3 protein-coding genes are annotated in these 5,530 nt (G+C 66.4%); 1 reads left to right on the forward strand and 2 read right to left on the reverse strand.

What is annotated here, in order from left to right; translation table 11 throughout:
- Nucleotides 1-165: 165 nt before the first annotated feature.
- Both JHC99_RS17260 and JHC99_RS17265 read right to left on the reverse strand, forming a co-directional pair.
- Nucleotides 166-3,258 carry an efflux RND transporter permease subunit gene (locus JHC99_RS17260; RefSeq protein WP_292155885.1) on the reverse strand — a complete coding sequence of 1,031 codons (3,093 nt, stop codon included), beginning with the start codon at nucleotides 3,256-3,258 and terminating at the stop codon, nucleotides 166-168.
- A gap of 9 nt (nucleotides 3,259-3,267) precedes the next feature.
- Nucleotides 3,268-4,392, reverse strand: a complete 1,125-nt coding sequence (locus JHC99_RS17265) for an efflux RND transporter periplasmic adaptor subunit (protein WP_292155886.1) — start codon at nucleotides 4,390-4,392, stop codon at nucleotides 3,268-3,270.
- A gap of 198 nt (nucleotides 4,393-4,590) precedes the next feature.
- Here JHC99_RS17265 and JHC99_RS17270 point away from each other — a divergent pair.
- Nucleotides 4,591-5,530 (forward strand): GTP-binding protein (locus JHC99_RS17270; RefSeq protein ID WP_292155887.1); only part of this gene is annotated, 940 nt, incomplete at its 3' end.

The following is a 5,530-nucleotide window of genomic DNA, read 5'->3' on the forward strand; positions in this document are numbered from 1 at the left end:
ACCGCCGACCTGTGGGTTATGAATCCACCGCTCTAACCAGCTGAGCTACCCAGCCACGACCCAATGTCATGCGCTTAAACGCACGCGAGGCGCCGCTATATAGACGGGCGGGCCGGGGTTCAAGTCGCAAGGCGGCCGAGCATGTCCCGGGCCGCCGGATCGCGACTATTCCGCCGGCACTTCCGCCGCCCTGGACCCCGGCGCGACCTCGCGTTGACTGGCGAAGGTCTTGCCCAGCCGACGTCTGGCCCAGCCGCTGACGTCGTCCACGATGGTGAAGATCGGAGGGATGAACAGCAGGGAGAGGAAGGTGGACGAGATCAGGCCGCCCACGACCGCAATGGCCATCGGCTGGCGGAACTCGACGTCGGCACCCCAGCCCACGGCGACCGGGATCATCCCGGCACCCATGGCGAAGGTGGTCATCAGGATCGGTCGCGCCCGCTTGTGAGCGGCGTCCACGATCGCCTCGAGCCGGGTCTGGCCCTCCTGCTCGGCGATGATGATGTAGTCGACCAGCAGGATGGAGTTCTTGGCCGCGATCCCCATCAGCATCAGGATCCCGATCAGGGACGAGATCGAGAAGCTGGACCCGCCGATCACTAGGGCGACGAAGGCCCCGCCGATGGCCAGGGGCAGGGAGGCCATGATGGTGATCGGAGAGGCGAAGCTTTTGAACAGCAGGACCAGGACGGCGTACATCAGCAGGATGCCGGTGCCGAAGGCGATCGCGAAACCGGTGATCATTTCCTGGATGAACTCCTGATCGCCTGCCGGCACCTGGCGCACGCCGGCGGGGAGGTTCTTTACCGAGGGCAACTGGTTGACCGCCACACCCGCCTCGCCGCTGCGGATGCCGTCGAGTTCGGCAGAGATCGTGGCGACGCGACTGCGGTCTTGGCGCAGGATCTGGGAGGGCCCGGCACCGAAGCGAATGTCGGCGACGGCGCTCAACGGCACGGCCGTTCCGCTGGAAGTAGGAACCCGCAGGTTCTCGACGACCGACAGATCCTCTCGGGCGTCACGGGTCAGTCTCAGGCGGATCGGCACCTGACGGTCGCCCAGATTGTATTTGGGCAGGTTCTGATCGACGTCGCCGATCGTGGCGACGCGGACGGCCTGGGAGATGGCGCTGGTCGATACACCCATCAGGGCGGCTTGATCCGGGCGCGGCGTGACCAGGATCTCCGGCCGGGCGATTGAGGCCGTGTTGACGACATTGGCCAGGCCCGGAACGGTCCGCATCTCCGCCTCGACCTTGCGGGCGGCTGCGGTCAGAGCGGCGCCGTCGTCGCTGAGGATCGCGAACTGATAGGAGGTGCCGTCGCTGGGGCCTCCGCCCTGCTGTGCGACGCCGGCACCGATACGGGCACCGGGAATGGGTTTCCAGCCGTCGACCATGGTGCGAGCGAATTCCTGCTGGCTCAGGTCGCGGTCGCCCTTGTTGACGAGGTCGGCGAAGACGTTGGCTTGGTTGACCTCCTGGCCGCCGACGGAGGCATAGACCGACGTCACCTCAGGCCGGGCGCGGAGGTCCCGGGTTATGCGCTGTACGATCGCGTCGGTCTGGGCCAGCGTCGCACCGGGCGGCAGTTCGACCGAAAACCCGGCCCGGCCGACGTCGCCGCCGGGGGAGAATTCGAACGGTACCCTGGTGGCCAGGAATCCGCAGCCGACAAACAGCGCCGTGCCCATGGCGAAGACCTTCCAGCGATTCCTCAGGCTCCACCCCAGCGCCTTCAGATAGCCTGACATCCAAAACGGATCGGCGTCGTCGTGCTTGTGATGCTTGAGGAGGTATGCGGCCATCAGCGGGGTCAGCGTTCGCGCCACGACCAGCGAGAAGGCCACGGACACGCAGGCGGCAAGGGCGAATGCCTTGAAGAACTGGCCGATGATGCCGGGCATGAAGCCGACGGGCGCAAAGACCGCGATGATCGTCGCCGTGGTGGCCACGACGGCCAGGCCGATCTCGTCGGCCGCTTCCATGGAGGCGTCGTAGGGTGGCTTGCCGTCGCGCATGTGGCGCACGATGTTCTCGATCTCGACGATGGCGTCATCGACCAGGATGCCGATGGTCAGAGACAGGGCCAGCAGGCTGACCACGTTCAGCGACTGTCCCATCGGTCCCAGCACCGCGAAGGCCGGGATGAGCGACAGAGGCATGGCCATGGCGGTGATGAAGGTCGCCCTCCAGTCACGCAGGAAGATGAAGACCACGATCACTGCCAGGACGGCACCCAGCAGCAGGGCCTCCAGCGAGGCGATGTAGCTTTCCTCGATCTGTTCGACGCTGGCGTTGACTTGGCGGATCGTCAGCTCCGGGTGGCTCTCGTCGATCTCGGCGACGGCTTCGCGGACCTTTTCGGCGATCCGGACCTCGGATGCGGTTCGCGAACGCAGGAAGTTGAAGGTGATCGCTTCCTGGCCGTTGTAGCGCGCCAGACGACGCGGTTCGGACCAGTGATCCTCGACCCGGCCGAGGTCGCCCAGCCGCACCTGACGTCCCCCGGACAGAGGAATCAGGGTCTCGCGCAGGGCGTCGATCGAGGTCGCGGCGCCCAGGGTGCGGATCGATCGTTCGGAGCCCGAAATCGTGACGCGGCCACCCGGCTGGTCCGCGTTGACGCTGGTCAGGGCCTGACTGACAGCCGCCGCCGTCAGGCCGTAGGAGGCCAGCCGGTCGGGATCCAGCTCGACCGCGATCTCGCGGTCCACGCCGCCCCCGCGATTGACCTCGCCCACCCCCTTGATGGCCAGCAACGTCCGGCTGACCTCATTGTCCACGAACCAGCTGATCTCTTCCGGCGTCATGGTCGAGGACGACACGACCCAGGTGATCAGGGCGTCGCCGGTGATGTCGATGCGCTGAACCGACGGCTCCTGCATGTCCTGCGGCAGGTCGGCGCGCAGGCCGCTCATCGCGTTGCGGACATCATTCGTCGCCCGCTCGGTATCTGTGCCCAGTTCAAATTCGATCGTTGTGGACGAGGAGCCGTCCGTGATCTGGGAGTTGATGTGGCGCACACCCGACAGGCCGGCCAGCGAGTCCTCGATCAGTCGGGTGACCTGAATTTCCATCTCGCTGGGTGCCGCGCCGGGCCGCCCGGCGTAGACATTGACCAGAGGGAAATCGATATCCGGATTGTTGTTGATCCGCATGTTGTTGAAGCTGAGCAGCCCCGCGATCGTCAGCAGAGTGAACAACAGGATGATCGGGATCGGATTCTTGATCGACCAGGAGGAAATGTTCTTCATGGTCGGTCCCTAGCGCACGGCCGGAGCAGGCGAGGTGACCACAGCCCCCGAGACCGTCACCCGGTCGCCATCACCGAGGAAACCGGCCCCGTCGACCACGACGCGTGCACCGGCCTGAAGGCCATTGACGGACGTCTGGCTTGCGCCGCGCGACAAGACCTCGACCGGGGCAAAGCGGACCTGGTTACCGGCACCGACCACGAACACGCCCGAGCGGTTCTCGCGGTACAGGACAGAGGCTGTCGGCACGGTGATGGTGGGCTGGGAGCCGACGTCGATCTGGGCCTTTGCGAACATCCCGGGCTTGAAGCCGTTGGTGCCGGACAGCGCGATCCGCGCCAGTCCGAGGCGGCTGGTCGCATCGACCTGGGGCGTCACGATGCGGACCCGGCCGGTCGCCTGACCCAGCTGGTCGGACGAGATCGTGGCCGACTGTCCGGCGCGGACCAGGCCAAGCTCGGTCTCGGGCACCTGGGCGTCCAGTTCCAGCCGGCCGTCGCGGACGATGCGGAACAGTTCCGCCCCCGCCTGGATGATCTGGCCCCGCGTCACGCTGCGGCTGGCGATCAGGCCGGACACGGGCGCGCGGATGGTGGCCTGGTTCAGGCGGGTCTGGGTCTCCGACAACGAAGCGCGAGAGGCGGCAAGGTTGGCGGCCGAGGCCCGCTGGTTGGCCAGGGCGGTGTCCAGCGACGCCTGGCTGAGGAAGCCGCGCTCCTTCAGCTCCTGCGACCGGCCCAGCGCCGCCTCGTCGCGCGCCAGATTGGCTTCGGCGGTCTGCACCGCCGCCTGCTGCTGGCGCAGCTGGGCGCGCAGCAGGACGTCGTTCATCTGGACCAGGGCCTGACCCTGACGCACATAGGAGCCCTCATCGACGAACAGGCCGACGGCGGTCAGCCCCCCGGTCTCGGCGCCGACCGGAACCTCTTCCCAGGCCGTGATGCTGCCTGAGGCGGTGATGATACGGGGCAGGGAGGTCACCGAAGCGGTCGCCACAGTCACTGTCTGACCCGCCACAGCTTTCTGGGCCGCGGCCTTTTCCTCCGCCTTCTTGGCTTCTCCGCTGCCGCACGACGTCAGCACGAGTGTCGCGGTCGCCAGCAAGGCTGCCCGGGTCAGGGTGTTGATCGCCACGGTGTTCATCCTGTCGCGGGCCACGCGGGGGAGCGCGGGTCTAGGGCGCATGCATGCGCCGGGAATACCAGCGCTCATTAGCGCGTTCGCGCGTCGGTCTCAAACTCCCACCTTCGCCATTACTGCGATGTAACCTGTGTCAGATCGACCGGGGCCGCGTTGGCGTTCGCGGGCACCCCATGCTAACCGCGCCGCACCATGACGACGCCCCCCATTTCCCAAATCCGAAACTTCTCCGTGGTCGCCCACATCGACCATGGGAAATCAACGTTATCCGACAGGTTGATTCAATTCACCGGCGGGCTGACCGCGCGCGAGATGTCCGCTCAGGTGCTGGACAACATGGACATCGAGAAGGAGCGCGGGATCACGATCAAGGCCCAGACCGTGAGACTACACTACAAGGCCAAGGACGAAAAGGAATATATTCTTAACCTGATGGACACGCCGGGGCATGTGGATTTTGCCTATGAGGTCAGCCGGTCGCTGGCCGCGTGCGAGGGCAGCCTGCTGGTGGTCGATGCGTCGCAGGGGGTCGAGGCGCAGACCCTGGCCAACGTCTACCAGGCCATCGACAACAACCACGAGATCGTGCCGGTCCTGAACAAGATCGACCTGCCCGCCGCCGAGCCCGAGCGGGTCAGGCAACAGATCGAGGACGTCATCGGCATCGACGCCAGCGATGCGGTGCTGTGCAGCGCCAAGTCGGGCATCGGCATCGAGGACGTGCTGGAGGCCATCGTCACCCGTCTGCCGGCGCCCAAGGGGGATCCGGACGCGCCGCTGAAGGCCCTGCTGGTCGATGCCTGGTACGACCCCTATCTGGGTGTCGTCGTGCTGGTGCGGGTGTTCGACGGGGTGCTGAAGGCCGGGATGCGGGTCAAGATGATGCAGAACGGCTCGACCCATCTGGTCGACCGGGTCGGGGTCTTCCTGCCCAAGAACACGCCCGTGGACCAGCTCGGCCCCGGCGAGGTCGGCTTCATCACCGCCCAGATCAAGCAGGTGGCCGACGCCGCCGTCGGCGACACCATCACCGACGAACGCAGGCCGACGCCGGCCGCCCTGAAAGGCTTCAAACAGGTCCAGTCGGTGGTCTTCTGCGGCCTGTTCCCGGTCGACGCCGCCGACTTCGAGG

Origin of the sequence: Brevundimonas sp. (assembly GCF_016463485.1) — a bacterium.
Classification (GTDB): domain Bacteria; phylum Pseudomonadota; class Alphaproteobacteria; order Caulobacterales; family Caulobacteraceae; genus Brevundimonas.